This is a genomic window from Micromonospora sp. NBC_00898 (assembly GCF_045207895.1).
GTDB lineage: Bacteria > Actinomycetota > Actinomycetes > Mycobacteriales > Micromonosporaceae > Micromonospora.
Genome location: NZ_CP108775.1, coordinates 760,379 through 784,637, shown reverse-complemented (window position 1 = coordinate 784,637; position 24,259 = coordinate 760,379). Strand labels below are relative to the sequence as shown.

Sequence of the window (24,259 nt, the reverse complement as noted above, 5' to 3'; positions counted from 1 at the left end):
CGTGTCAAGGCCGTGGGCGAAGTTTTCAAACTGTTACCTGGCGCACAGCTCGCCGGGCCGCCCTGGATCTTGCTTCGCCCGGCCCGGCCGACCAGCATGAAGGCCGCCCAGCAGCGACCCCAGGGAGGCCCACCGGATGTCCGGCACCGTCGTGGTCGGCCTCGACGTCGGAGGTACGTCCACCCGCGTGGCCGCGCTGCGCCTCGACGGCGTACGCCTCGGCGCCGGCCGGGCCGGCGGCGGCAACCCGACCAGCCACGGCGCCGAGCGCGCCGCCCACGAGCTGCTGGTGGCCCTGCGGGCCGCGCTCGCCGAGGTGGACCCGTCCCGGGTGCGCGCCGGCGCCATCGGGCTGGCCGGGGCCGGCCGGCTGCTCGCCGACCCCGCGGGCCGGGCGGCGTTCGACCGCGCCTGGCACGACGCCGGGCTGCGCTGCCCGTACGCGGTGCACGGCGACGCCCTCGTCGCGTACGCGTCGGGCACCGCCGCCCCCGACGGCACCGTGCTGATCGCCGGGACCGGCGCGATCGCCGCCCAGGTACGCGACCTGCGCCTGGACCGCACCGCGGACGGGCACGGCTGGCTACTCGGCGACGCCGGCTCCGGCTTCTGGCTCGGCCGGGAGGCGGTCCGACGGCTGCTGACCGACCTGGACCGGGCCCGGCCGCCGGGCGCCCTCGCCACCCGGGTGCTCGCCGAGCTGACCGGCACGAACGAGGTGGCGGCCCGACCCCGGGCGACCGCCGAGGCGGTGGTGCAGGCGGTGACCCGCCGCCCGCCGGTGGAGCTGGCCCGGCTCGCCCCGCTGGTGGTCACGGCCGCCGCCGAGGGAGACCCGACCGGGGCCGACCTGGTCGGCGAGGCCGCCGCGCTGCTCGCCGAGAGCGTCACCCGGATCCGCCCGGCCGGCGCGACCGACCCGGTGGTGCTCGGCGGCGGGCTGCTCACCGGCGACACCCCGCTCGCCGGGGCGGCGCGCGCCGAACTGGCCCGCCGCTGGCCGGACGCGCCGCTGTGCACGGCCGGCGACGGGGCCGCCGCGGCGGCCTGGCTCGCCGCCCGCGACCTGCCCGAGGTGACCGACCCGACCGCGCTGCACGCGGTGCTGGTCCTGCCGCCGGCCTGAGGGCGCCGTCGGCGACCCCCGCCATGGCCATGGTCGCCGGGGCCCGCGGGCTGGCCACGTTGCCGCGCATCGAGCGTCCGACCCAGGGTCACACCTGGATGTTCCCCGCGGCGGGGCGGCGCGCGGCGCACCCGCGGGAAGCACCCGGGGATGTGCCCGGCGCACGCTATGGAGCTGATGTCGCAGCCGATTCAGCGCAGGTTCGGGCCCGGGCAGCACCGCACCGCGCCGAGCCCGCCGGGGTCGCACGACCCGGCGCCCGGCAGGCCGTGCCCTGACCCCCACGGCCTGCCGGGCGCCGGGCCCGCCGATATCACAGACGACTCAGCTCCACAGGCGACCCGCACCGGTACCGGCTGCGGCCCGGGTCGGGCCGGGCGGCGGGCGGGCCGGGCCCGGCGCCGTCCGCCGAGCCGCTACTAGGCGGCGGTCAGCGCCGCCTCGAGCCGGCGCCAGACCTGGGTGCGCCAGCCGCCGTCGAGCAGGGTGAAGGTGCGGCGCTGCACCGGGTCGTCCGGGTCGAAGCCGGCGTGCTCCAGGAAGAGCCGGGTGCCCCGTCCCTCGACGGCGAGGGTCCAGGTGACCACCGTGTCCAGCCGACCGCCGCGCCAGGCCCAGCGCAACCGGCGCGGCGGGTCGATCTCCAGCACCTCGCAGCTCACCACCCCGTCGAAGCCCTGGCCGGGCCGCGGCTGCGTGCGGAAGGTGAAGCGGTGACCCGGCACGGGGCAGAAGTCGTTCGGCATCAGCCAGCGGGCCAGCAGATCAGAATCGGTCAGCGCCCGCCAGACCTTGGCGGGTGGGTGGGCCAGGAACTGGTCCACCGCGATGGCCGCCCGCTCACTCATCGGGCAGCCCGTCCAGCACGTCCCGCAGGTCGGCGAGACGGGCGCGCCAGAACCGCTCGTACGGGTCGAGCCAGTCGGCGACCTCCCGCAACGGCTCGGGGCGCAGGGCGTAGAACCGCTGCCGGCCGATCGGCTGCTCCACCACCAGCCCGGCGTCCTTGAGCACCCTCAGGTGCTCCGACAGGCTGGGGCGGCGCATGTCGAAGTGCTCGGCCAGCTGCTGGACCGGCTGCTCGCCCCGCTCCAGCAGCAGTCGGAGCAGCTCCCGTCGGGTGGGGTTGGCCAGCGCGGCGAAGACGTCAGACACGGGTGGCCTGGAGCACGATGCCGTTGCCGTCCGGGTCGTCGAAGGTGGCGTACCGCCCCCAGGGCGCGGTCTGGATGCCGCCGTCGGCGAAGACCACGCCCCGCCCGCGCAGCGCGGCCACGTCGCCGTCGAGGTCGTCGGTCTCCAGCACCAGGCCCTTGAGCGAACCCGGTGGCATGGTGGGGAACCAGGTGACCAGCGTCAACGCCGTCGCCGCCCCCTTCGGGGCGACCTGCACCCAGCGGCCGCCGGGGCCCATCGGGTTGTCCCAGATCAGGTCGAAGCCGAGGACGTCGACGTAGAAGTCACGGGCCCGGTCCTGGTCGCGTACGGGCACGGAGACGAGCTGCACATGGGTCACTGTCATGCCGCCACAATAGGTAGGAAATCTCCTACCGGTCAAGCCGGAAGCGGGCCGGCCGACCCGGAGGTCGACCGGCCCGCTCCGGCACCGACGTCAGTTGGTCGGGTGGCCCGGCTGGCCCTGGGGCGGGCCGTACTGACCCGGCGAGGCCGGGTAGACCTGGCCGGGAACGACGTGCTGGTGGCCGGCCGCCGCCTGGGCCTCCTTGGCCTCCTTGCGCGCCTTCACGGCCCGGACGATCAGCAGGACCGGCAGGATGAAGGCGTAGTAGAAGACCGTGTACCTGGTGCCCACGGGAGCGAGGAACATCAGGTAGAACCCGTAGCCGAAGAAGCCCAGGCCGACGACGAGGTTCAGGATCCGCGAGCCGGTGCCCTGCTCGCGGATCGCGAGACCGATGACGATCAGGGCGATGCCACCCAGCATCAGCAGGAGTTCGTAGACAAGTTCAAACATGTGATCCCCGTCAATCCGGTGAAATGTGCCGGCCCACCATAAAGGAGCACCGAGCGATCCCGCCGCCCCGTCTCCTGTGGCGGGCGACACCCTACTTGAGCTGGCCCGCGGTGAGCCCGACCTGGATCTGTCGCTGGAACGCGACGTACACCGCCAGCACCGGCAGGGTGGCGATGGTCAGGCCGGCGAACAGGCCGCTGAAGTCACCCTGGTAGCCCTGACTGACCGCGAGCGCGGTGAGCCCCTGCGCCAGCACCCATTTGGAATCGTCACCCTGCATCAGCACCTGCGGAAGGATGAACTGATTCCAGTGACTCAGAAAATTGAAGATCGCCACACTGATCAAACCCGGTCGCGCCATCGGCAGCATCACCCGGAAGAAGAGCCGGAAGTGGCCGCACCCGTCGATGAGCGCCGCCTCCGCGACCGACGTGGGCAGCGTCCGGAAGAAGGCGGTCAGGAAAAAGACCGTGAAGGGCAGGGAGTAGGCGGCGTAGACCAGCATCAGCCCGGTCCAGCTGCCGAACAGGCCGGCATTGCGCACCACGAAGAAGAGCGGTACCAGGGCGAGGAAGACCGGGAACATCATCCCGCCGACGAACAGGTAGTAGACGATCTGCCGGCCCCGGAACTCGTACCGGGCGAAGACGTACGCCGCCGCGGCGCCGAAGAGCATGGTCAGGGTGAGCGAACCGGCCACCACCACGGCGCTGTTCAGGAAGTATCGGCCGATGTGCGCTTCGGTCCAGGCCCGGGACCAGTTCTCGAAGCGTAGGGCGCCGGGCAGTCCCCACGGGTCGGAGAGGATCTCGCCATCGCTCTTGAACGAGCTGAGGAACATCCACAGCAGCGGCAGCACGGTCAGCGCGGCCCAGACCAGCAGGAACCCGTGCGAGAAGATGTTGGCGAGGCCCAGCTCACGGCGCAGCGGCCGATCATCGGTGCGGGTGGACCGGGGCGTGTCCGCCCCCGTCGTCGTGGGCCGATCCAGAGTGGTCACGAGTACTCGATCCGATCGCGACGGGCGGTGCGCAGCGCCAACACCGCGACCGACAGGGTCAGGAACAGCATCACCACGCCGATCGCGGAGGCGTACCCGAACTTGCTCTCGCTTCCGAACGCGGTCTCGTACATCCGCAGGCCGATGACGTCGGAGGAGAAGTTGGGGCCGCCGTTGGTCATCTGCTGGACCAGGATGAAGCCGTCCAGCGCGGCGATGGCCAGGTAGATCCAGGCGACCTGCACGGTGTCCCAGAGCAACGGGACGGTGATCCGGCGCATGGTGGTCCACCGCGACGCCCCGTCGAGCATGACCGCCTCGTAGATGTCGCGCGGGATGGCAGACATGGCCGCGCCGAAGAGCACCACGTAGAAACCGACGTTGCTCCAGATCATCACGGCCAGCACGCACCAGAACGCGGTACGCGGGTCGCCCAGCCAGGTGGGCGCGGGCAGGCCGAGCGCCCGCAGCGCGCCGTTGAGCAGGCCGCTGTTGGGGTGGTAGACCTCCTTCCAGAGCAGCGCGATGATCACCACCGAGAGCACCTGCGGGAAGAAGTAGACCATCCGGTAGACCGCGCTGCCCCGTACCCCGGTGACCCCGGCCCGACCCTTGCGGCCACCCAGGTTGAGCATGGTGGCGAAGAACAGGCCGAGCCCGATGGTGACCACCGGCACCACCGCGAGCATGAGCGCGTTGTTCTTGATTGCGTTCCACACCTGACCGTCGTGCAGCAGGGTCCGGAAGTTGGCCAACCCCACCTGGTCGGCGTCCGGGGAATAGCCCAGCCAGTTGGTGGTGGAGATTTGGAAGGCCTGCAGGTACGGCGACAGCACGAAGATGCCGTAGAGCAGCAGCGGCGGCACCAGGAAGGTGATGATCAGCGGATACTTGCCATGTCTCACGAAAAGGACCTACTCCCCAGCGACGGACCGGTGGGGGCGGGACGCGCCCGCCCCCACCGCCCGGACGTTACGCGGCCCGCTTGTACTTCTTGATCGAGCTGTCCTGGGCGATCGAGTCGGCGCCCTTCTGGCACTGGTCGAGGAACTCGGCCGGGGTGCTCCGGCCGCTGAAGAACTCGCCGCAGGCGGCGTCGACCAGCTCGCGCTCGAGCTTGCGGTAGTAGTTGTTGTAGACCCAGTTGAAGCCGTTGCTGCCGGACGCCTCGAGGGCCTTGACCACGCTGGTGAGGCCGAACGGCAGCTCGACCCCCTCGGTCGCGCCGGCCACCACGGTCAGGCTGGAGACCTTCTTCGTGAAGTCCTGCGCGCCCTTCATGGAGAGCATCGTCCGGAAGTACTCCATGCCACCGGCGACGTTCTTCGCCTTCGACGGCACCATGAACGGCTCGCCCGCGGTGCCCCGGATCGCCTCGAAGGGCAGCTTGTCGCCGCTGCCCAGGCTCGGAGTCGGCGCGATCGTCATGTTGTAGCCGGCCGGGGTGACCTTCGCCTGCTCGTTCTCCAGCCACGAGCCGCAGGAGATGAAGGCGGCCTTGCCCTGACACCAGGCGGTCTGCGACTGGATGTGGTCCAGGCCCGGCGAGCCGTCCAGGATGTACTTGTCCTTGACGATCTGGTACCAGGCGTCGGCCGCCGCCTTCATGGCGTCGGACTTCCACGCGTTCGGCTCGAGGTTGTCGATCGCCATCGCCACCGACGGGCCGCCGAACTTGACCGCGGTGGCGATCAGCGGCCAGCTCATGTAGCGCGGGTGCTTGCCCGCGTACGTCCAGGGGGCGATGCCGGCGGCCTTGATCTGCTTGCACAGCGCGATGTGCTCGTCCCAGGTCTTCGCGTACTGCCAGTTGCGCTCGGTGAAGAGCTTGGTGGAGTACCAGATGCCGTACGCGGTGTACGTGTAGTTGAGGACCAGGAACTTCCCGTCGTACGAGCCGACCTCGACGGCGCCGGGGAGCAGGGTGTCCTTGACGGTCTTGCCGGGGATGTCGAGGCTCGGCGCGGCGAGCAGCTCGCCCAGGTCGGCGATGGCGTTCTGCGAGACCAGGCCGTTGAAGTCGATCTGGCCGGCGCCGGAGTTGTTCACCACGTCGGGCGGGGTGCCGTCGACGAAGCGCGGCTGGAGAGTCTTGTTGATCTCCTGGGTGGCGGAGTGCTTGATCTCCGCCTTGGGGTACTTCGCCTTGTACATGGCCTCGTGGGACTTGGCGTACTCCTCGCCGAAGCCGCCGTTGAAGATCACCACCTCGAGCGGGGCGTCCTCCTTCACGCCGAGCGGGTTCTGCTCGCTCTTGGTGCCCTTGTACGCGCCGGCGTCTTTCTTGTCGTCGCCGCCGGAGGTGGCGCAGCCGGCGAGCAGGCCGGCGGCGGGAGTGGCCAGCAGACCGGCGGCGGCGCTGCGCCGCAGGATGTCACGCCTGTTCATCACATCTCCTCGGTTCGGGTACGGGCGGCCGGGTCTGGGGGTTGGTGGCCGCGGCATCGAGGCACGGGGGTGTCGTGTGTTGCTTGTCTTCAGTTCGCATAATCTTGCTGAAGAATTTCTACGACAGTGCGACGCCGATCACAAGACCCGACGACCGAACCGTTATCACCACCGGCCAGCGCCGGCTGGCATAGCCTGGGCCCATGCGCCGCCTGCGGCAGCTCGCCGAGCGCACGCCGGCGGGGCGGGAGCGCTACGTCGACCTGCTCCGGGCGCTCGCCATCACCATGGTCGTCATCGGTCACTGGGGCGTGACCGTCATCGGGTACGACCGGGCCGGCCGGCCCACCGGCCACTCCGCCCTGGGCGACCTGCCCTGGGCCTGGCCGCTGACCTGGGTGGCCCAGGTGATGCCCGTCTTCTTCCTGGTCGGCGGGTACGCCAACGCCGCCTCGCTGACCGCCCGCCGGTCCCGGGGCGGTGACGCCACCGGCTGGCTGGTCGACCGCAGCGCCCGGCTGGCCCGCCCGACCACCGCCCTGCTGGTGGTGCTGGCGGTCGGCGCCGCGGTCGCCCGGCTGCGCGGCGCCGACGCCACCGAGATCCGCACCGTGGTCTGGTTCGCCACCATTCCGCTCTGGTTCCTCGTCGCCTACCTGATCGTCGTCCCGCTGACCCCGCCGATGTACGCGCTGCACCGCCGCTTCGGGCTGGTCGTGCCGCTCGTGCTGGTCGGCCTCGTGGCGCTCGGCGACCTGGGCCGGCTGCTCGGTCCGGCCGGCCTGGCCGGCGGGAACTACCTGTTCGGCTGGCTGGCCGTGCACCAGCTCGGCTTCGCCTGGTACGACGCCCGCTCCCCGGACGCACCGCGTCGGCGACGGCTGCCCACCTCCCGCCGCGCCGGGTTGGCGCTGCTGGCCGGCGGGCTGGTCGCGTTGGTCCTGTTGACCGTGGTCGGGCCGTACCCGGTGGTGATGCTCAACGTGCCCGGCGAGCGGCTGGACAACGCCGCCCCACCGAGCCTGGCCCTGCTCGCGGTGGCCACCACCCAGCTCGGGCTGGTCCTGCTGCTACGCGACCCGGCCACCCGCTGGCTGCGCCGCCCCGGCCCGTGGCAGGCGGTGATCGCGGTGAACGCCGTGGTGCTCACCGTCTTCCTCTGGCACCTGACAGCCGCCGTGCTGCTGGTCGGCCTGCTCGACGCGCTCGGCGCGCTGCCCACCCCGCCGGTCGGCACGGCGACCTGGTGGGCCTGGCGGGTGCCCTGGCTGCTCGCCCTGGCCGTGGTGCTGACCGCGCTCGTCGCCGTTTTCGGCCCGATCGAGGCCCGCAGCCGCCGGCACGCACCCGCCGCGCCCACCGGCGGTCCGGCGCCGCCGGGACCCCACGGCCGGGGCGAGCGGGCCGGCGCCGGGGGCACCGGCCGGCTGCGCACCGGGCTCGTCGTCGCCGGCTACGCGGGCGTGGTCGCCGGGCTGCTGCTGAACAGCCTCACCCGCAAGGTCGCGCCGGAGCCGCTGGGGCTGCCCGCCCCGGCGCTGGTGGCGTACCTGGCCGGGGCGGGGGTGCTGCGGCTGCTCAGGTCTGGGTGGGGAAGCCGAGGTTGACCCCGCCGTGGCGCGGGTCGAGCCAGCGACTGGTGACCACCTTGCCCCGGGTGAAGAAGGCGACCCCGTCGGCGCCGTGCGCGTGCAGGTCGCCGAAGAGCGACGCCTTCCACCCGCCGAACGAGTAGTACGCCATCGGCACCGGGATCGGCACGTTGATCCCGACCATGCCGACCTCCACCTCGTGCTGGTAGCGCCGGGCGGCACCGCCGTCGTTGGTGAAGATCGCCGTGCCGTTGCCGTACGGGTTGGCGTTGACCAGCTCGACCGCCTCGTCGTACGAGCCGACCCGGACGACGCTGAGCACCGGGCCGAAGATCTCGTCGGTGTAGATCGACATCTGCGGGGTGACGTGGTCGAAGAGGGTCGGGCCCAGCCAGAAGCCGTCCGCCTCGCCGTCCGGGGTGACGTCCCGGCCGTCCACCACCGGCACCGCGCCGGCCGCGATCCCGGACTCCACGTAGGAGCGGACCCTCGCCGCGTGCGCGGCGGTGACCAGCGGACCCATGTCGCAGCCGCGCCGGCCGTCGCCGGTACGCAGCCGGGCCATCCGCTGCGCGATCTTCGCGACCAGGGCGTCGGCGACCGGCTCCACCGCGACCAGCGCGGAGATCGCCATGCACCGCTCCCCCGCCGAGCCGAAGCCGGCGTTGACCGCCGCGTCGGCGGCCAGGTCCAGGTCGGCGTCGGGCAGCACCACCATGTGGTTCTTCGCCCCACCCAGCGCCTGCACGCGCTTGCCGGCCAGCGACCCGCGCTGGTGCACGTACCGGGCGACCGGGGTGGAGCCGACGAACGACACCGCCTTCACCCCGGGGTGGTCGAGCAGCGCGTCCACCGCCTCCTTGTCGCCGTTGACCACGTTCAGCACGCCGTCGGGCAGGCCCGCCTCGGCGAACCACTCGGCCAGCAGCAGCGCCGCGCTGGGATCCTTCTCGCTCGGCTTGAGCACCACCGCGTTGCCGCAGGCGACCGCCACCGGCACGAACCACAGCGGCACCATCACCGGGAAGTTGAACGGCGAGATCACCGCGACCACCCCGAGCGGCTGGCGCAGGCTGTACGAGTCGACCTCGGTGGAGACGTTCTCGCTGAACCCGCCGCGCAGCGCCGAGGGGATGCCGCAGGCGTACTCGATCACCTCCAGGCCGCGCTGCACCTCGCCGGCGGCGTCCGCGAGCACCTTGCCGTGCTCGGCGGTGACCACCTCGGCGAGCCGGTCGCGGCGGGCGTGGACCAGCTCCCGGAACGCGAACAGCACCGCCGTCCGCTTGGCCAGGGAGGTGTCCCGCCAGGTCCGCGCGGCCCGCTCGGCGGCCTCGACCGCCCGTGCGACGTCCGGGGCGCCGGCCAGCTCCACCTGACCGGTACGCCGGCCGGTGGCCGGGTCGAACACGTCGGCCCGCCGCTCGGCGCTGCCGGAGATCCGCTTCCCGTCGACGAAATGCCCGATGCCGGTCACTGAGCCACCTTCCGTTCGCGACTGCGGGGCTCGCAGAACCGGCTCACTCCTCGCGCTCACTGGGACACCTCCGCCGCGGAGCGGATCGCGTCGACCAGGATCGACAGGCCCTCGCGGGCCTCGTCCTCGGTCAGCGTCAGCGGCGGGCCCATCCGCAGCACGTTGCCGTAGAGGCCGCCCTTGCCGGCGAGCAGGCCACCGGCCCGGCACGCCTCGAAGACCCGGACCGTCATCGCGGGGTCCGGCTCGGTGGTCCCCGGGCGGACGAACTCGATGCCCAGCATCAGCCCCTTGCCGCGTACCTCGGCGACGCAGTCGAGGCCGCCCACCGCGGACCGCAGGCCGTCGGCGAGGATCGCGCCGACGCGGGCCGCGTTGGCCTGGAGGTCGTGGTCGAGCAGGTAGTCGAGGACGGCGTTGCCGGCGGCGGTGGAGATCGGGTTGCCGCCGAAGGTGGAGAAGCTGATCGCCGGCACCGACTCCAGCACGTCGGCCCGGCCGACCACCCCGGCCAGGGCGAAGCCGTTGCCGATGCCCTTGGCGAAGGTGAGCAGGTCCGGTGTGACCCCGTGCGCCTGGTAGCCCCAGAAGTGCTCGCCGGTGCGGCCCCAGCCGGTCTGCACCTCGTCGGAGATGAACAGGATGCCGGACTCGTCGAGCACCTTCTTCCAGGCCGCGAAGAGCCCGTCGGGGGCGTGCACGAAACCGCCGACGCCCTGGATCGGCTCGGCGATCAGGCAGGCCACGTCCCCGGCGGTCTGGGTGGCGAGCACCTCCCGCAGGTCCTCCACCGCCGCGTCGACCTGGTCCTCGGCGCCGAGCCGGGCCAGCAGGCCGCGGACCCGCTCGCCGGAGTGCAGCCAGGCCACCTGGAGCGGGTTCAGCGCGCTCGCCGACCAGCTCCGGTTGCCGGTGACACCCATCGCCGCGTACGACCGGCCGTGGTAACTGTTGCGCACGGCCAGGATCTGGTGCGAGCGGCGGTAGTTCGTGGCGACCAGCAGCGCCGCCTCGTTCGCCTCCGTGCCCGAGTTGGTGAAGAAGACCCGGGCGTCGGGGATGCCGGAGACCCGCGCGACCTTCTCGGCCAGCTCGACCTGCTGCCGGATCAGGTAGAGCGTGGAGCTGTGCACGATGCCGGTGGCGAGCTGGCGCTGCACCGCCTCCCGGATCTCCGGGATGTCGTAACCGACCATGTTGGTCAGCACCCCGCCGAAGAAGTCCAGGTAGCTGCGCCCCTGGGCGTCGGTCACCCGGCGACCCGAGCCGGCGACCAGCTCGATCGGCTCGTCGTAGTAGAGCGGCATCCAGGACGGAAGCACGGCCCGGTGCCGGGCCAGCAGGTCGTCGGAGGTCATCGTGGCACCCTTCAGGCGATTGGCGTCCTCGCACGCTTTCATCGGGCGGCGGCAGGGACAACTGTCACTGTGTAGCGCGGCGACGGTCTGCGCCTGACAGCGCGTCAACCGGCGCACTGCGGTTTCCGGGGTGCAGCGTGATCTGCACTCACCTTTCCGTCCGTCATCATGCTGGTCAACCACTCATTCCGCAGCAGCGCTGCGGTGGCCCGACGGGACCGCCTGACGCCGGTAGCATCCGGCCGGTGCGGACAGTCGAGGTGACACTGCCGGCCGGGACCACCAATGCCGAACTGGCGGCCGGCGTACGGGCCTGGGTGGAGTCGCCCCCGCTGCGCGGCCTGGTCGGGCACTTCGGCGGCGACTGGCCGGCCGGGGACCTGACGGCGGTGCTGGCCGGGCTGGACGACTTCTCGGCCCGGCACTGGGACTTCCGGGAGGGCCGGGAACGCCCCGACGCCCGCGAACCCGCCTTCGGCCTCGGCACGGTGGTGCTGATCCTGGACTCGGCCGCCGCGCTCGGCCTGGTCCGGGCGCTCCCCCCGCCCCGACCCCGGTACGCCCACCTGGTGGTGCTCGGCGGCCTGGCGCACGCCTGCCTGCGGCGGGTCGCGTACGCCGCCCACCTGCTGCGCACCGGCCCGGCGGTGACCGGCGAGGTGGCCGTGCTCGGCAGCTTCCGCCCCCTGACCGGGCCGGAGCGGCAGGTCCTGGCCGGCGCCGGGGTGACCGGCTGCGACACCGAGGTCGACGCGCTCGACGCCGGGGTCCGGGCCGCGTTCGGGCTCGCCGCGCCGGCCGAGGAGGACGGCCACGACGGGGGCCACCCGCACCACTCCTGGTCCTCGCGGACCTACCGGCCGGCCGGGCTGCCCCCGGTGCGGGTGCTCGCCGCGCCGTCCAGCGAGCCGCAGCGGCGGCGGGCGCACACCGCCGACACCCAGCGGTTCTGGGCGGAGCACGTCCGGCTGCGCTCCGGCGACCCGGTGCTGATGGTGACCGCGCCGATCTACGTGCCGTTCCAGCACTGCGACGCGCTGCGCACCCTGACCGTGCCGTACGGCTGCCGGATCGACACGGTCGGCGTCGACCCGGCGCTGACCGGGCTCGCCCGGGTGCCGGAACCCACCCTCACCCCCGGGCGCTACCTCCAGGAGATCCGCTCGGCGATCCGCTCCCTGCGCGCCCTGCACGCCGCGCTGCCAGCCGGCTGACGGGCGGGCGCGCGCCGGGGCCGGCGTCAGCGGGCGGTGTCGGCGACCGCCTGGGCGAAGACCTCGGAGCGGTGCTCGAAGTTGCGGAACCGGCCGTAGCTCGGGGCGGCCGGGGACAGCAGCACCACCCCGCCGGCCGGGGTGAGCTTGCGGGACAGGCCCACCGCGGCGACCAGGTCGTCGGCGATCTCGGTGCGTACCGCGGGCAGGCCGGCGAGCGCCTCGACGATCCGGGGACCGCTGTCCGGGATGCCGATCACGGTGATCTCCCGCTCGGCCAGGTGGTCCCGCAGCGGGGTGTAGTCCAGGCCCCGGTCGGTGCCGCCGACGATCACCGTGAGCGGCCGTCCCTCGTAGGCGTCGATCGCGTGCATGGCCGCGTATGGGCTGGTGGCGAGGGTGTCGTCGACGAAGGTGAGGCCGGACGGGTCGGGGATCTCGGTGAGCCGGTGGGCGAGGCCCTGGAACTCGGCGACGGCGAGCGCGAGGGTGTCCTTCCGGGCGACCACGTCGACGCCGAGCGCGTCGAGCACGGCCAGCGCCACGCTGAGGTTGCCCTCGTTGTGCCGGCCGACCAGCGGCAGCACCGCCCGTGGGAAGAGCGGCTCGTCCCGCAGGTGGAACCAGGGCGTGCCGTCCGGGCCGCTGGCGACGTGGGTGGTGCCCGGCGAGCCGGCGCGGACGGCCGCGCGGTCGCCCAACTCCACGGCGAGCCGGGGGTCCGCCCCGTTGACCACCACGGTGTGCGGGCCGTGCGCGAGCAGGTTCAGCTTGTCCCGGTAGTACTCCCGCTCGCCGCCGTGCGCGTCGAGGTGCTCGGGAAAGAGCGCGGTGACCACGGCCACCCGCGGCGAGTCGGTCAGGTCGGCGCACTGGTAGCTGGAGAGTTCCAGCACGTACAGCTCGGCCTCGGGCAGGTCGAGCAGCGGCACGCCAATGTTGCCGCCGAAGACGTTGGGCCGGTCCATCGCGGTCAGCAGGTGGCTGATCAGGCTGGACGTGGTGCTCTTGCCCTTGCTCCCGGTCACCCCGACCGTACGATCGGCGTGGTCGGCCATCCACAGCGCGCTGCCCTGGGTGACGGGCACCGCGCGGCGGCGCAGCTCGACCATCCACGGGTGGGTGCTCGGCACCCCCGGCGAGCGGACCACCACGTCGGCGGCGGCCAGCCGGTCGAAGCCCTCCTCGCCGGTGACCAGGGGCGCCGCCTCGGCGAGCGGCCCCTCCCAGGGCAGCGTGAGGAAGTTGGCGCTGTCATCGACGACGACCAGGTCGGCCGGGCCGTGCGCGGCGATCGCGGTGACCGCCGCCCGGCCCTCCCGACCGGCCCCCCAGACGGCGACGGTACGTCCGCGCAGGTCAGACAGGCGCACGAGCTCTCCTCGGGGGTTTCGGCGGCGATCGGCGGGCAGGGTCCGACGCAGCCGGACACGGCCGGACGAACCAGGGCCTAGTATGGCGTGTGCCCAACGAGCAGCTCCGGCGGATGGACGCCTTCACCTTCCCGTCCTACTCGATCGACTTCGCCACCGGCGAGGCGTTGTTCGACTACGCCCTCACCGGCCCGGACGGCGAGCAGCGGTTCACCGAGGTGATCACCCTGCCGCTGCCGGCCGAGCCGCCCTCGGACGAGACCGTGGCCACCCTGAACCGGGTCCTCGAACTGCTGCACGTGGTCGCCGGGGTCAGCTACTACAAGGCCGCCGCGCCGCACCGGCTGGTGCTGCCGAGCCCGCTGGGCGCGGCCGCCGTCGAGCTGGTCACCGCCGTCTACACCAGGGGCCTCGCCGAATACGCGTACCGCAACCAGCTGCCGCACGTGCTGGAGCTGCGACCGGAGGTGCCGGCCGGCGAGGTGGCCCCACCCCGGGTGTACGACGACTCGGACCGGCGGCCGCTGTCGGCCGTCGGTGGCGGCAAGGACTCCATCGTCAGCCTGGAGGCGCTGCGTCGGGCCGGCTTCGACCCGGTGCCCTTCTCGGTCAACCCGAACCACGTCATCGTCTCGGTCAACCAGGCCTCGGATCTGGTGCCCCTCGCGGCGCGGCGGCGGATCGACCCGGTGCTGTTCGACCTCAACGCGGCCGGCGCGCGGAACGGGCACATCCCGGTCACCGCGATCAACTCGCTGATCGCGGTCGCCACCGCCGTGCTGCACGGCCTCGGTCCGGTGGTGATGTCCAACGAGCGCTCGGCGTCCGACCCGAACCTGATCTGGAACGGTCACGAGATCAACCACCAGTGGTCCAAGGGCGTCGAGGCGGAGGGGCTGCTGCGAGCCGCCCTCGCGGAGCACACCGGGCTCACCGAGCCGTACTTCTCCCTGCTGCGCTCGCTGTCCGAGCTGCACATCGCCCGGCTCTTCGCCGGGATCGAGCGGTACGACGACGTGGTGACCAGCTGCAACGCCGCCTTCAAGCTGCGCGACGCGAGCGAACGCTGGTGCCGGAACTGCCCGAAATGCCGGTTCGTCTTCCTGGCCATGGCGCCGTTCATGTCGCGCGAACGGATCACCCACATCTTCGGCGGCGACCTGCTGGCCGACTCCTCGCAGATCCCCGGCTACCGGGAGCTGCTCGGGGTGGACGGGCACAAGCCGTTCGAGTGCGTGGGCGAGGTCGAGGAGTCGGTGGTGGCGTTGAGCCTCCTCGCCGAGCAGGAGCAGTGGCGCGAGGCCCCGGTGGTCCGCGCCCTGGTCGACGCGCTCCCCGACACCGCCTGGTCGGCCGCCGCCACGTCGGACGTCTTCACCCCCGGCGGCCCGAACTTCGTCCCCGCCGCGTACGCCAAGGCCCTCACCGCCCTGGCCTGACCCGCCGCCGCCTCGGCCCGTCGGCGGGTGCGGTCAGGGGGTGCGCACGGCGTCGAGGGCGAGCAGGGCGACGTGCAGGGAGAGGCAGGCCTCGACCGAGTCGAGGTCGACGTCGAGGATCCGGCCGATCCGGGCCAGCCGCTCGTAGAACGACGGCCGGGACAGGTGCGCCGCGGCGGCCGCCGCCGACTTGTTCCGGCCCTGCTCCAGGTACGCCCGCAGGGTGCCGAGCAGCTGCTCCCGGGGATGCCGCGCGTCGTAGGCGAGCAGCGCGCCGAGTTCCCGCTCGACGAAGGTCTGCAGCCGGGGCTCGTCCCGCAGCAGGTGCAGCAGGCCGGCCAACCCGACGTGCGGCAGCCGGAAGATCGGCAGGTCCCGGCGGTCCCGGCGGGCCGCCTCGGCGATCTGCCGCGCCTCGATCAGCGACCGTCCGGCCTCCCGCAGGCTACCCACCCCGGACCCGGCGGCCACGATGACCGCCGCCGGCGCCGACCGCACCGGCCCATCGGTCGGCCGGGCTACCTGAGCGGCCGGGGCACGCACGGCCCCGCCGGCGGCCCGCGCCGATCCGTCGCCGGCGCCGATGCCGCCGGCACTGCTGCCCACGGCCGGGCGGGGAGCAGGTGGGCGGTGCGGGGCGGCGTCGAGGCGTACCCGGTGCAGCGTGGCGGCGAACGCGGCCAGCGCCTTCTCCTCCGCGGCCGGGTCGGGGAGCGCGAGCAGCGCGCCGACGGCCTGGTCGTCGACGGCGCTGGTGAGGCCGGTCAGCCTGGCCTCGCGCAGCGCCTGGCCGACCGCCTCGGCGAGGTCCCGCAGCCGGGCCGGGCCGGCCTCCGGGCCGGTCTCGGCGGCGCCGCCGTCGACCGCCGGGTCGTCCGCGCGGTGCCGGACCACCACGCCGACCAGGTGCCGGCGGTCGAGCGTCACGCCGAGCGCCTTCGCCCGCAACGCCACCTCGTCGACCGGTCGGGAGTGGTCGAGCAGGGCGGTGAGCAGGGTGCGGTGGATCTGCCGTTCGAGCCCCTCGGCGTCGCGGCGGATCAGCCGGCCGAGCGCCAGGGTGGAGGCGGCCCGCTCGATCAGGATGGTCACCCGGGTGGGCGGGGTCCCGGTCGCCCAGCGCAGCAGCAGCCGCCCCCAGTCCTGGCCCCGGGCGCCGACGGTGGTGACCAGCCAGCCGCTGTCCGGGTCGTACGCGGTCCGCCCGGCCGGCCGGATCCGCCGGGAGTGCTGTTCCCAGCCGTCCAGCAGCAGCTCCGCGCTCTCCCCCGCCGGGTCGTACGCGAGCACCTGCCGGGACAGGTTCTCCAGCACCACCGGGCAGCCGGCCAGCTCGGCGGCCTGCCGCACCACCTCGGTGGCGTCGGCGCCCTCGACGGAGAGTTCGGTGAACCGCTGGTGGATCTCCTCGGTGGCACGCAGCTCGGTGAGCTGGGCGTCCACGATCAGCGCGTGCACCGCCTCGGTGATCCGGACGAACGGGGTGGCCCGGCGCAGCTCCACCAGGGGCAGGCCGCGCCGCTCGGCGGCGGCCGCCATCACCCGGGGTACCCCGCTGACGTACCGGCGGCCCAGCTCGACCACCAGGCCGGAGACCCCGACGTCGGCCAGGTCGCCGATGAACGCGCGCAGGCCGGCATCGTCGGCGGGCAGCCCGATGCCGGTGGTGAGGACCAACTCCCGCCCGGTGAGCAGGGTGGCGATGTCCGGCACCTCGGTCACGTGCACCCAGCGGACCGGCTGGTCCAGCCCGGCTTCCCCGGCGACCAGGCGCGGGGCGCCGTGGCGCACCGGGTCGAGCGCGAGGACCTCACGGACGGTTGGGAACACGGCCGTCACGTTACCCTGCGTCACCCCTGATCCCGAACAGCCGCTCCGCCATGGTTCACCAGCTCGCCGTCCAGCGGTACCAGCCGCCGCCGAGCGGCCGGAAGACCGGGGACTCGAATGACCCGTTCCCGAGCGACGGAGTGGGCCCGTCCGGCAGGTAGGCGAAGCCGGCGTCGTCGAAGAACGCGCCGTTCGCCTCGTAGAGGACGACACCGCCGGGCACCCGGTAGGCGGTGGTGATCCGGTAGCTGCCCACCATCGCCGGCACGGGCACCCGGTCGAATCCGGTGGTGGTCGCCGGTTCGGGCAGGCGGGTCACCACCGCGGCGAACGCGTCCCGGCTCAGCGCCCAGCGCGCCCGCAGGGGCAGGCCCGTCACCAGCAACGCGAGCACGACGACCGCCATGGTCGGCGCGACGGGCAGCCACCACGGCCAGGTCCGGCCGGCGCTGTGCGACAGCTGCGCCCCGACCGTCCAGAGCACGACCGCGACGCCGAGCACGGCGACGGCCGTCGCCGCGGGCAGCATCGCCACACCGGGACCGCTGAACGCCCACATCAGACAGCCGGCTCCTCCCACGGCGACCGCGTGGGCCCCGCACACGACGGCACGACCAGTGGTGACCGGCTCCATGCGCGCGACCCTACCGATCCGGGCGCCGACCGTGGGGGCTCAGAGCGGGTCGTCGCGGCCCAGTTCCCAGCAGGCCACCGCGGTGGCGGCGGCGACGTTGAGCGAGTCCACCCCGCGCCGCATCGGGATCACCACCCGGACGTCGCTGGCGTCCATCGCGGCCCGGGTCAGGCCGGCCCCCTCGGCTCCCATCAGCAGCGCCGCCCGGGCTCGCTGGGCCGCGTCGAGCCGCTGGATCGGCACCGCGTCCGGCGCGGGCGTCATCGCCAGCACCGTGAAGCCGGCCGCCCGGACCTCGGCGAAGGCGTCCGGCCAGGGCTCCAGCTTCGCGTACGGGACGGCGAAGACCTCGCCCATGCTGACCCGGACGCTGCGCCGGTAGAGCGGGTCGGCGCAGGACGGGGAGAGCAGCACCGCGTCCACGCCGAGCGCGGCCACGGCCCGGAAGATCGCCCCGAGGTTGGTGTGGTTGTTGACGTCCTCCAGGATGACCGCCCGCCGGGCGTCGGCCAGCACCTCCGCCGCGCTCGGCAGCGGCTTGCGGTGGAACGAGGCCAGCACCCCACGGTGCACGTGGAAGCCGGTGGCCCGCTGGAGCACCTCCTGGGTGGCCGCGTAGACCGGGGCGTCGCCGGTGTCGAGGTCGGCGAGCTGGTCGACCCGCTTCGCGTCGACCAGGTACGACCGGGCCGGGTAGCCGGCCCGCAGCGCCCGCCGCAGCACCAGCTCCCCCTCGGCGATGAACAGGCCGTGCGGGGGTTCCCAGCGGGTACGCAGCTCGACGTCGGTCAGCGCGCGGTAGTCGGCGATCCGGTCGTCGTCGGGGTCGGTGATCTGGTGGACGGACACCCGACGATTCTGCCGGCCGACCCCGACGCCCCGGCCGCCGGGCACGCCGGCATGGCCTGGCCCACGTCCGGTGCCGCCGACGACCGTCCGAGGACGCACCTACCTCAGGCCCGGGTGTAGCGCAGCAGCACGGACTTCCCGTCGAAGCCGCGGCTGTCGACCAGTCGCAGGGCGAGCCGGCCGTTGCCGGGGAAGACCGGCTTGCCGCCGCCGAGCACCACCGGGTGCACGATCACCTGGTACTCGTCGATCAGGCCGAGGTCGGTGAGCGCCGCGGCGGCGCCGGCGCCGCCGGTGAGCAGCAGGTCCCCGTCGGTCTGCTCGCGTACCTCGGCGAGCTCCTTGGCCAGGTCGCCGCCGCCGACCACCCGGGCCTCGTGGTCGGCGGCGGTCAGGGTACGGGAGACGACGACCTTCGGGGTACGCCGCCAGATCGGCGCGAACGCCAGGTCGTGCGGGTCCTCGGACATCGACTCCGCCCGCGGCCACCAGTACGACATCAGCTCCCAGACCCTGCGCCCGTAGACGAACGCGCCGACCCGTTCGCTCAGCTCCAGGGAGTACGCGGACAGCTCCGCGCCCATCGCGGGCCAGTCGAACTCCCCGTCCGGCCCCTCGATGAAACCGTCGACGGACTGGTGCACCCAGTAGATGGTCTTTCCCACGGTGGTCCTCCTCCTTCGGCCGCGCCCCGGCGGGCGCTGTCACCGATGGGTCGGAGCCGCCCGGTGAAATCCGACAGCCGCGGCTGACGGTTTTCTTCGGGTTCTTCCGCGCACCGGCGACCGGGCTGGCGCACCCGGGTTGCGCCGCCCCGGTACCGTCCTCACCCGTGGCCGGTCCCGTGATGATCGCCCTGGTCGGTGTCGACGGCTCGGGCAAGAGCACCCAGGCCCGGGCCCTGGCGCGCCGGCTCAGCGCGACGGGCGCCCCGGCGAGCTACTTCGAGAACGCGGGCGGGCGCCCGCTGTGGAACCGGCTCGCCCGGGCCCTCGGCCGGCGCGACGGGGTGGCGCTGTTCGGCCGTACCCTCTATCCGGTCGTCGAGGCGACGGTGCGCGCGCTGGCGATGAGCCGGACGGTGCTCTGGTCCCGGGTGACCGGTCGGACGGCGGTGCTGGACCGCTGGACCTGGTGCCAGTGCGTGATCATGGCGGCCCGCGGCGACCGCGGCGCTCGGGCGGCCCGCGCCGCGTACGCGCTGTTCCCCCGGCCGACCGTGGTCTGCTTCCTGGCCACCTCGCCGGTGGTGGCGCGGGACCGGGTGACGGCCCGGGGCATCGACACCGAGGAGCTGGCGCACCTGCGGGCGCTGGACGCCGCCTACCGGGCGCTGCCCGAGTTCGGCACGTTCGTGGTGGTCGACGGCGACGGCGACCCGGACGAGGTGGCGGCGGCGCTGGACCGGGTGGTGTCGCCGCTGGTCCGGCGCTGATCGGACGCCCGTCCCGGCTAGTGCCGTGAACGTTGGCCGGGGTGGACCTGGGGATCATCCACCCCTACGCCGTGGCCGGCCCCGACGGGGAGGCACTTCTGGTGTCGGGGCGGGCGATCCGCGCCGAGCACCGGATGCACCTGGCCGACACCAAAGCCCGCCGCCGTGCCGTGGCACGGCGGGCCCCGAAGGCGGGTGAGAAGGGGTCGCGGCGGTGGCGGCAGTACCGGCGTCGGGCACGTCTGGTGGAGGGCCGGCACCGGCGCCGGGTGCGGCAGGCCCAGCACGATGCCGCCGCCACCGTGATCTCGTGGGCGGTGCGGCAGCGGGTGGGTGTGCTGCACGTCGGCGATCCTCGCGGGGTGTTGGACCTGCCGGCGGGGCGGCGGCACAACCTGCGGTTGCGGCAGTGGCAGATCGGCCGGCTCCTGCAGGTCCTCACCGACAAGGCCACCCTCGCCGGCATCACCGTCCGGCTGGTCAACGAACGCGGCACCTCCTCCACCTGCCCCACCTGCCACCGGCGGGTGCCGAAACCCCGTGGCCGGACCCTGTCCTGCCCGCACTGCGCATTCTCCGGCCACCGCGACCTCGTCGCGGCCGCCAGCATCGCCACCCGCAGCCCGGGCGGCGGATCCACCACCCCGACAGCCGCAGTGCTGCCTGAGGTGGTCACGCACCGTCGAGCCGGCCGGCACCTCCCCGGTGCCGGCCGATCCCGACGTGACCCCCGCCGCCCACCCCGGGCGGCGCGAGGATCGGTTGGCCCGCGGAGGCCCGCCCCACCACCCAGCGGTGGGGAGTCGCTCGCCCAACAGGCGAGGATCCACAACACCCACCGCAAACCCGGTGAACGTTAGTGGACACCGCACTAGATTGCCGATCATGGAATACCGCCTGGTGGACCGGCTGCCCACCGTCGAGGAGTTCGTCGCCGTCACGTCGGCCGTCGGCTGGGCCGACGCGTACGACCCGGCGGCGATCCCGGCCTCCCTGGCCGCCTCGCTGCACGGGGTGGTCGCGGTCGAGGGCGACCGGGTGATCGGGCTCGGGCGGCTGATCGGCGACGGGGCGATCTACTACTACCTGCAGGACCTGGCCGTGCTGCCGGAGCGGCAGCGGCGCGGGGTCGGCGCGGCGATGCTGGGCCGGCTGGAGGAGTGGATCGCCGGCCGGGCCGGCACCCGGACGTTCGTCGGGCTCTTCGCCGCCGGGGAGTCGGTCAGCCTCTACCGCCGGTTCGGGTACGCCGTGCACGACGACATGACCGGCATGTTCCGGGTCGGCCCGCACCGGCCCGACGGGCGCTGAGAACGGATCTTGGACAGTTGCCGTTCAGCGCGAACGGCAACTGTCCAAGATCTCAAGCTGTCCCGTCAGCCGCGGCGGTTCTGCAGCCAGCGCAGGATGTCCGAGGGGATGCCGCGGTCCTGCTGCTGCGGCTGGTCGGGCCGCGGGGTCGGCTGCGGCTTCGGCCGCTGCGGGTCGCCGGCCAACTCCCGGCTCGGCGCGGTGAAGTCCTTCACCGGCTGACCGCTGACCGCGGTCTTGATCACCCGGGCCACCGCGTCGATCACCCTCGCCTGCACCGGCGAGCCGACCAGGTCGGTCGAGTCGTCCGGGTCGGCGGCGATGCCGGCCACCGCGACCTGCGGGGTGAAGCCGACGAAGGTCTCGGTGGCGTTCTGCTCCGAACTGCCGGTCTTGCCGGCCACCGGCCGGCCGACGATCCGGTCGACCGACGTCGCGGTGCCGCCGTTGCACTGCCCGTACGCCGACTGCTGGCCGACCGGGCAGCGGGCCGCGTCGGTGGCCGCCCGGGCCACGTCGGTGTCCAGCACCTTCTTGCAGGAGGGCTGGCCGACGGCCACCTTCTCGCCGTTCGCGGCGGTCACCGAGACCACCGGCATCGGCGTGCAGTATGTCCCCTCGGCGGCCACCGTGGCGTACGCGTTGGCCAGGTCGAGCGGGGTGGTGGCGGCGACGCCGAGGGTGAACGCGCCCCAGTTCTCGGCGTTGTCCTTGGCGAAGGCGGCGTCGGAGTCGGCCCGGAAGGTGATCCCGAGCCGCTGTGCCATCTCGACCGCCTTGGCCGGCCCGATCTGCTCGGCGAGCCAGACGAAGTAGGTGTTCACGGAGCGGCCGAAGCCGTCCCACATCATCCGGTACCCGTCCATCCACTGCGGGTTGGCGTTGGCCGGGCACCACTTGCCGTCGCAGGTGCCCTCGCCCTCGGCGTCGTACCGGGTGGGCAGCTTGGCGGGCGCGTCGAAGCCGGTGGAGAGGGTCCTGCCGGCCTCCAGCGCCGCGAGCATGGTGAACATCTTGAAGGTGGAGCCGGCCTGGTAGCCGTCGACGCTGTCGCCGCCGGAGATCAGCGGGTTGACGGTGTTCGGCCGGTTGGCCTGCCCGGCCGGGTTCCCGTCCAGGCTGTAGTGCCGGTTGACCGCCATGGCGAGCACCCGGCCGGTCCCCGGCTCGACCGCCGCGATCGGCAGGGCGCGCTTGTTGTCGTACCCGTAGACGGCGGTGGCCTGCTGCTGCGCGGTCTGCTGGACCTTCGGGTCCAGCGAGGTGACCACGGTGTAGCCGCCGCGGCGCAGCGCCTGCTCGCGCTCCTTGACGGTGTTGCCGAAGGCGGGCTGGGCCAGCCACCACTGGCGGAGGTAGTCGCAGAAGAAGCCCCAGTCGTCGTGCCCCTGGGCGACCGCGGTGCAGCCGTTCGGCTGGGCGGTCGGGTGCAGGGTGAGCTTCTCCGCCTTGGCCGCGGCGGCCTGCGCCGCGGTGATCGCGCCGGTGTCGGCCATCGAGTCGAGCACGTACGCCCGGCGCTCCACCGCCCGGGCCTTGTCCCCGTCGATCGGGCTGTACTCGTCGGGCGACTGCACCAGCCCGGCGAGCAGGGCCGCCTCGCCCAGGGTCAGGTCGGCCGGCGCCTTGCCGAAGTAGCGCTGGCTGGCCGCCGCGACGCCGTACGCCCCGGAGCCGAAGTAGGCGATGTTCAGGTAGCGGTTGAGGATCTCGTCCTTGCTGAGGGTCTTCTCCAGCGCGGCCGCGTACCGGATCTCCTGGATCTTGCGCCCGACGGTCTGCTCGGTGGCGGCCTGCCGCTCCTCGGCGGTGCGGGTCGGGTCGGTCTTGAGCACGTTGCGGACGTACTGCATGGTCAGCGTCGAGCCGCCCTGCTCGGTGCCGCCGCCGCGGACGTTGGCGACCAGGGCCCGGGCGATGCCGCGCAGGTCGGCGCCGCCGTGGGAGTAGAAGCGCCGGTCCTCGGCCGCGACGATCGCCTGCCGCATCACCGGGGCGATCTCCGCCAGCGGCACGTCGGTGCGGTTCACGTCGTAGAACGTGGTGATCAGGGTCTTGCCGTCGCTGGCGTAGAGGTAGGAGCGCTGGGGCTGCGCGGGAGTGCGCAGCGCGGCGGGCAGTTCCGCGTACGCCCCGAGGGCCGCCTTGGCGACCTGCCCGCCGAGCAGGCCGCCCGGCAGCACGGCGAGCGCGAGGACGAGCCCGGCGAGGGCGCCGGCGAGGAGCACGGTGAAGAGCCGCGACAGCGGCGCCCGGAGTGACGGCATGCACCCCAGGATTACCGCGAAAGCCGCCAACCGGCCACCCCGCCAGCCAACTGTCAGTTACCTCACGGTGACTTCCCAGCTACGAGCGGGTCATCAGGTGGGCAGGGGGCCGTTCGGGGAGGATCCGGGCACGGTCGGGGTGGAGACGCTGGCGGTGGCGGCGTCCCGGGCGATGGCGGCGGGCACCAGGCGGCCCGAGCGGTAGCCGATGCCGATGCCGGCGACCAGCACGAAGAGCGCGCCGAAGGTCTGCAGTGAGCCGATCAGCGCGCCGCCGAGGCCGAGCAGCGGGGCGGCGATCATCAGCATCACCCCGTCGCCGTAGCTGAACATTCCGGACCGGGCCACCGACCACCCGGTGAGGACCCACCCGAGGCTGTAACAGGTGGCCCCGACCAGGACCAGACTGCGCGCGGTGGTACCGAAGACCGGCGTCTGCTCGGCCAGCCCGGCGAAGGGCAGCATCAGCACGGTGCCGGCGATGCTGACCAGCAGGCCGGCCGCGGCGACCCGGCGGCACCGGGTGGCGGCGAGCAGCCCGGTCAGCGCCAGCAGGGCGAGCAGGCCCAGCCAGACCGCCGCCACCCAGCCCACCAGGTAGAGCGGCTGGCCGTCGGCCGGGTAGGGGTCGTTGCCCACGCCGCCGTCGCTGGCCATCGCCACCAGGCCGTAGAGGATCGCGTACGCGGGCAGCAGCCAGACCGCCGCGCGGGCGAAGCGCCGTACCGACCAGGCCCAGCTCGCGTTGGTGGCCGGGGCGGCCGGACCGGGGTCGGAGACGAACGGCAGCACCCCGAACCCGCCCCCGGTACGCCGGGTACCCAGTGGGCCGGCGGGATCGTGCGCGCCGGGGACCGGGGTCCTGGACCACATGCTGTTCGCCGGATCCTTCATGCGTCACCTCGCTCCGCCTGCGGGTGCGGCGCGGGACGCGTACGGCGCCCCGACTCCTGCTCACCACCCGTCCTCAGACTGATCGTGGCAGGCGCCG

The 24,259-nt window shown here is 73.4% G+C and carries 23 protein-coding genes; 7 read left to right on the top strand and 16 right to left on the bottom strand.

All coding sequences use genetic code 11. From position 1 onward, the window contains the following. Positions 1–136: 136 nt before the first annotated feature. Positions 137–1,126 carry an N-acetylglucosamine kinase gene (locus tag OG799_RS03710; RefSeq protein ID WP_406043097.1) on the top strand — a complete coding sequence of 330 codons (990 nt, stop codon included), beginning with the start codon at positions 137–139 and terminating at the stop codon, positions 1,124–1,126. 419 nt (positions 1,127–1,545) lie between these two features. Here the strand turns inward: OG799_RS03710 and OG799_RS03705 are convergent, their stop codons facing one another. The 7 genes from OG799_RS03705 to ngcE form a co-directional block, all read right to left on the bottom strand. Continuing rightward, positions 1,546–1,974 (bottom strand): SRPBCC domain-containing protein, encoded by a 429-nt coding sequence (locus OG799_RS03705; protein ID WP_406043095.1) that lies wholly within the window; start codon positions 1,972–1,974, stop codon positions 1,546–1,548. Further along, entirely contained in the window at positions 1,967–2,281 is a 315-nt protein-coding gene (locus OG799_RS03700) for an ArsR/SmtB family transcription factor (protein WP_406043093.1), read from the bottom strand. Before OG799_RS03700 ends, OG799_RS03705 begins: the two co-directional genes overlap by 8 nt. Beyond that, on the bottom strand, positions 2,274–2,648 hold the full coding sequence (locus tag OG799_RS03695) for a glyoxalase superfamily protein (RefSeq protein WP_406043091.1): 375 nt from the start codon (positions 2,646–2,648) through the stop codon (positions 2,274–2,276). Before OG799_RS03695 ends, OG799_RS03700 begins: the two co-directional genes overlap by 8 nt. A gap of 90 nt (positions 2,649–2,738) precedes the next feature. Further along, positions 2,739–3,101 carry a hypothetical protein gene (locus tag OG799_RS03690; protein ID WP_406043089.1) on the bottom strand — a complete coding sequence of 121 codons (363 nt, stop codon included), beginning with the start codon at positions 3,099–3,101 and terminating at the stop codon, positions 2,739–2,741. Between the two features lie 91 nt (positions 3,102–3,192). Continuing rightward, a complete protein-coding gene (locus OG799_RS03685) occupies positions 3,193–4,101 on the bottom strand; it encodes a carbohydrate ABC transporter permease (protein ID WP_406043087.1) in 909 nt (302 codons plus the stop codon). Further along, positions 4,098–5,006: a carbohydrate ABC transporter permease gene (locus OG799_RS03680; protein WP_406043085.1), complete on the bottom strand. Its 909-nt coding sequence runs from the start codon at positions 5,004–5,006 to the stop codon at positions 4,098–4,100. Before OG799_RS03680 ends, OG799_RS03685 begins: the two co-directional genes overlap by 4 nt. Before the next feature lie 67 nt (positions 5,007–5,073). Beyond that, the gene (gene ngcE, locus OG799_RS03675) at positions 5,074–6,489 is read right to left on the bottom strand and encodes an N-acetylglucosamine/diacetylchitobiose ABC transporter substrate-binding protein (RefSeq protein ID WP_406043083.1); all 1,416 of its coding nucleotides are present in this window, start codon (positions 6,487–6,489) and stop codon (positions 5,074–5,076) included. Positions 6,490–6,692: 203 nt separating this feature from the next. Between ngcE and OG799_RS03670 the strand changes: the two genes are divergently transcribed. Next, positions 6,693–8,096: an acyltransferase gene (locus OG799_RS03670; protein ID WP_406043081.1), complete on the top strand. Its 1,404-nt coding sequence runs from the start codon at positions 6,693–6,695 to the stop codon at positions 8,094–8,096. On the opposite strand, the gene OG799_RS03665 is transcribed toward OG799_RS03670, so the two are convergent. Together OG799_RS03665 and OG799_RS03660 are read right to left on the bottom strand one after the other, a co-directional pair. Further along, entirely contained in the window at positions 8,068–9,558 is a 1,491-nt protein-coding gene (locus tag OG799_RS03665; protein WP_406043079.1) for a CoA-acylating methylmalonate-semialdehyde dehydrogenase, read from the bottom strand. The genes OG799_RS03670 and OG799_RS03665 overlap by 29 nt on opposite strands. A gap of 56 nt (positions 9,559–9,614) precedes the next feature. Beyond that, the gene (locus tag OG799_RS03660; protein ID WP_406043077.1) at positions 9,615–10,916 is read right to left on the bottom strand and encodes an aspartate aminotransferase family protein; all 1,302 of its coding nucleotides are present in this window, start codon (positions 10,914–10,916) and stop codon (positions 9,615–9,617) included. 245 nt (positions 10,917–11,161) lie between these two features. Between OG799_RS03660 and OG799_RS03655 the strand changes: the two genes are divergently transcribed. Further along, complete coding sequence (locus OG799_RS03655; RefSeq protein WP_406043075.1) at positions 11,162–12,130, top strand: hypothetical protein; 969 nt, start codon at positions 11,162–11,164, stop codon at positions 12,128–12,130. Between the two features lie 26 nt (positions 12,131–12,156). Here OG799_RS03655 and murD read toward each other — a convergent pair whose 3' ends face one another. Beyond that, entirely contained in the window at positions 12,157–13,503 is a 1,347-nt protein-coding gene (gene murD / locus OG799_RS03650; protein ID WP_406043073.1) for a UDP-N-acetylmuramoyl-L-alanine--D-glutamate ligase, read from the bottom strand. 89 nt (positions 13,504–13,592) lie between these two features. On the opposite strand from murD, the gene OG799_RS03645 reads away from it, so the two are divergent. Further along, positions 13,593–14,942: a hypothetical protein gene (locus tag OG799_RS03645; protein WP_406043071.1), complete on the top strand. Its 1,350-nt coding sequence runs from the start codon at positions 13,593–13,595 to the stop codon at positions 14,940–14,942. Between the two features lie 33 nt (positions 14,943–14,975). Here the strand turns inward: OG799_RS03645 and OG799_RS03640 are convergent, their stop codons facing one another. The 4 genes from OG799_RS03640 to OG799_RS03625 all read right to left on the bottom strand — a co-directional run bounded on the left by OG799_RS03640 (position 14,976) and on the right by OG799_RS03625 (position 18,920). Then, positions 14,976–16,781: a PucR family transcriptional regulator gene (locus OG799_RS03640; RefSeq protein WP_406043069.1), complete on the bottom strand. Its 1,806-nt coding sequence runs from the start codon at positions 16,779–16,781 to the stop codon at positions 14,976–14,978. 46 nt (positions 16,782–16,827) lie between these two features. Further along, on the bottom strand, positions 16,828–17,331 hold the full coding sequence (locus OG799_RS03635) for a hypothetical protein (protein WP_406043067.1): 504 nt from the start codon (positions 17,329–17,331) through the stop codon (positions 16,828–16,830). Positions 17,332–17,445: 114 nt separating this feature from the next. After that, positions 17,446–18,354 carry a TrmH family RNA methyltransferase gene (locus OG799_RS03630; RefSeq protein WP_406043065.1) on the bottom strand — a complete coding sequence of 303 codons (909 nt, stop codon included), beginning with the start codon at positions 18,352–18,354 and terminating at the stop codon, positions 17,446–17,448. Between the two features lie 5 nt (positions 18,355–18,359). After that, positions 18,360–18,920, bottom strand: a complete 561-nt coding sequence (locus tag OG799_RS03625) for a dihydrofolate reductase family protein (protein WP_406043063.1) — start codon at positions 18,918–18,920, stop codon at positions 18,360–18,362. A 167-nt stretch (positions 18,921–19,087) separates the two neighbouring features. Here OG799_RS03625 and OG799_RS03620 point away from each other — a divergent pair, with 167 nt between their 5' ends. Genes OG799_RS03620 through OG799_RS03610 form a run of 3 tightly spaced genes read left to right on the top strand, consistent with a single transcriptional unit; the run spans position 19,088 to position 21,001 of the window. Next, the gene (locus tag OG799_RS03620) at positions 19,088–19,690 is read left to right on the top strand and encodes a dTMP kinase (RefSeq protein WP_406043061.1); all 603 of its coding nucleotides are present in this window, start codon (positions 19,088–19,090) and stop codon (positions 19,688–19,690) included. Between the two features lie 41 nt (positions 19,691–19,731). Further along, positions 19,732–20,550 carry a zinc ribbon domain-containing protein gene (locus tag OG799_RS03615; protein ID WP_406043059.1) on the top strand — a complete coding sequence of 273 codons (819 nt, stop codon included), beginning with the start codon at positions 19,732–19,734 and terminating at the stop codon, positions 20,548–20,550. 25 nt (positions 20,551–20,575) lie between these two features. Next, a complete protein-coding gene (locus OG799_RS03610) occupies positions 20,576–21,001 on the top strand; it encodes a GNAT family N-acetyltransferase (RefSeq protein ID WP_406043057.1) in 426 nt (141 codons plus the stop codon). 65 nt (positions 21,002–21,066) lie between these two features. On the opposite strand, the gene OG799_RS03605 is transcribed toward OG799_RS03610, so the two are convergent. After that, complete coding sequence (locus OG799_RS03605; RefSeq protein WP_406043055.1) at positions 21,067–23,268, bottom strand: transglycosylase domain-containing protein; 2,202 nt, start codon at positions 23,266–23,268, stop codon at positions 21,067–21,069. Positions 23,269–23,361: 93 nt separating this feature from the next. Continuing rightward, positions 23,362–24,162, bottom strand: a complete 801-nt coding sequence (locus tag OG799_RS03600) for a hypothetical protein (RefSeq protein WP_406043053.1) — start codon at positions 24,160–24,162, stop codon at positions 23,362–23,364. Between the last annotated feature and the right edge of the window lie 97 nt (positions 24,163–24,259).